This is a genomic window from Mesorhizobium sp. ESP7-2 (assembly GCF_020164715.1).
Classification (GTDB): Bacteria; Pseudomonadota; Alphaproteobacteria; order Rhizobiales; family Rhizobiaceae; genus Mesorhizobium.
Map to the genome: position 1 here is coordinate 1 of NZ_JAIUGQ010000096.1, position 2,272 is coordinate 2,272.

Genomic DNA, 2,272 nt, shown 5'->3' on the forward strand with positions numbered 1-2,272 from the left:
CGCGAACAGATAGCGCAGGGTAAGCGAGCGCGTCTGCACCTCCTCGAACTCACGCAGATCGGCGCGGAAGAAGGATCGGCCCAGTTGCACTTCCGCCCGCGTATAGGCCGGGAGATGGCCCTGGCTCACGAGGCCGCCGATGGCGCCGTCATGGCCGGATGGGCTCACGGGGCCCCAGATCGCAAGGGAGCTGTCACGCGATAAGGGCATGACCGTCGTCTTCGTGACAGGAAGCCCTGACCAAAGTCCGCCTGACTACGCCGGCGTGATCGGCGCATCACGAAGCCTTGGTCTCCCGAGGCGCTGGGAGCAGGTAGTGTTCCTGGTGCGCACACAGGGCGGGACAAGCCGACACCTGCAATTCTGAAATTCCAACAAATCGGCCCCAAAGGAGTAGTCACTCTCTTGAACAGAAAATAGGCGCTTCCAATATTTTTCACATAAAAGCGCTCAAAAGGGCCGGGGCAGGAATATTCCGTCTCCGTTTGCGGTTGTTCCCGTCCGACGGGATCGCTGACATGCTCTGACGCGCTCCACGGTGAGAAGGGAGGTTGCTATGGAAAGTGGAACGTTCAAGCAGCCGATTTTGGTAAGGGACGATGGCTTCGTTCTCCGAAAGATCGAGTGTGTTATGGATGCCATAGAGTTCTTGGAAGAATGGCCCATCGAAAGGCGTGGCCTTCTTCACGCGGCGGCATGTGAAACGTGCTGTTCCGCCTACGACGGCCGGAAGTCTGTCGAGGCGGCGCACAAAATCTTTACGACTTGGGCTCGCAGAGTCGGGCTGATCGAGGATGTCCCCGTGGCGGCGCCTTGGATGACGGGACCGAAGATCGGCGGCCTAGACCACTTGGAAGCTGGTGCTTGAATTCGCTGCGACGGCCTCCGTACCGCCGCAGCACCAGTCGATAGCGGAAAGAGGCTCGGTACAGAGCTGCCGGAGAGCGACATGGTCTCCGGTCATCTGGAACCACGACGAAGCGTAAGTCCTTGGAGCGTTGGCTGGGAATGCGAGTTGGCAAGGGAGAAGTTGCCCCCGCCAGACAGGGCTTCCTGCCGACGCGGATGGTGACCGGACTACCAGCCGCTATCGGCAGCGCTCGCGTCCGGCCGTTTCGCAATGACCAATGACGGGTTGGATCCAGGCTCGCGCTTGGTCACAGTCACTGGAGAAGCAACTTGGCAACTGCATATCAGGCGTCGTGGTTCTGTTGCAAACTCTGAATTTGGTACGTGGCTCCGGCGGGTCCGACCGTTGTTCCGATCGCGGTGGCCAGGAACGGCCGCGCTGGCAAAGGATTTGAAGCCGAGCATCGATCGCACACGGCGCTTGATGCGCCGATAATCCTGCTCGATGCGATTGTTCAAGTATCGACTTTTCCGGATTGTGATCGGCTTCAACCGGTCCCGGGAGCGTTCCTTCAAGCGATTTGTCGTGTCGCAGGACACGATCGCCTCGTGGTTGGTCTGGCTGCCGTCGATGACGACGCGATCGGGACGGCCATGGCGGTCCAGCGCCTTGCTGAAGAAGCGCTTGGCCGCAGGCAAGTCCCGGTTCTCGCTGAAATAGAATTCAACCGTGTCGCCCACGCTGTCGATGGCACGATAGAGATACATCCACCCCCGCGGACCTTGATGTAGGTCTCGTCGGCATGCCATTTGCCGGTCACGGCGCGCATGCGCTGATTGAAGCGCTCCAGCAGCACCGGCGAGAAGTGAACGGCCCAGCGATGGATCGTGGAATGATCGACGCTGATGCCGCGCTCGGCCATCATTTCCTTGAGGTCTCGCAGGCTCAGATTGTAGGCCAGATACCAACGAACGCACAGCAGGATGACAGATTGGTCGAAATGGCGGCCCTTGAACATCGAAACTCCCGCAATGAAAAAGGGGAGGCTCGATACCACAGCCTTCATTGCCAGAAAGTTTGCAACAGAACCCTATCCGGCGATTCGCCGCTGATGCGATAGGGTCAAGCGCATCAAGGGATTTACCGATGTCGGGCGTATTCCCGGCGGGACCGGGCAAGGTCGCCGCATAGACATTTCTGATCACAAGATGCCGGAACACAGCCTTGGCAGGCAAATTTTGGGGAGAGAGAAAAAATGAAAACCCGCGCCGCTGTCGCAGTCGCCGCCGGAAAGCCGCTGGAGATCATGGAGGTCGACCTCGAAGGACCGCGCGACGGCGAGGTGCTGGTCGAGATCAAGGCGACCGGCATCTGCCACACCGATGAATTCACGCTGTCGGGCGCCGATCCCGAAGGCATCTT

General features: G+C 59.5%; 1 protein-coding gene and 2 pseudogenes. 2 read left to right on the top strand and 1 reads right to left on the bottom strand.

Features of this window, described 5'->3' with window-relative positions:
• The first annotated feature begins 556 nt into the window (after positions 1–556).
• On the top strand, positions 557–868 hold the full coding sequence (locus LB543_RS33720; RefSeq protein WP_224617350.1) for a DUF982 domain-containing protein: 312 nt from the start codon (positions 557–559) through the stop codon (positions 866–868).
• Between the two features lie 416 nt (positions 869–1,284).
• On the opposite strand, the pseudogene LB543_RS33725 reads toward LB543_RS33720, so the two are convergent.
• Positions 1,285–1,868 (bottom strand): annotated as a pseudogene (locus tag LB543_RS33725) (IS6 family transposase); the annotation flags it as partial.
• A gap of 237 nt (positions 1,869–2,105) precedes the next feature.
• Here LB543_RS33725 and LB543_RS33730 point away from each other — a divergent pair.
• Positions 2,106–2,272, top strand: a pseudogene (locus tag LB543_RS33730) (S-(hydroxymethyl)glutathione dehydrogenase); the annotation flags it as partial.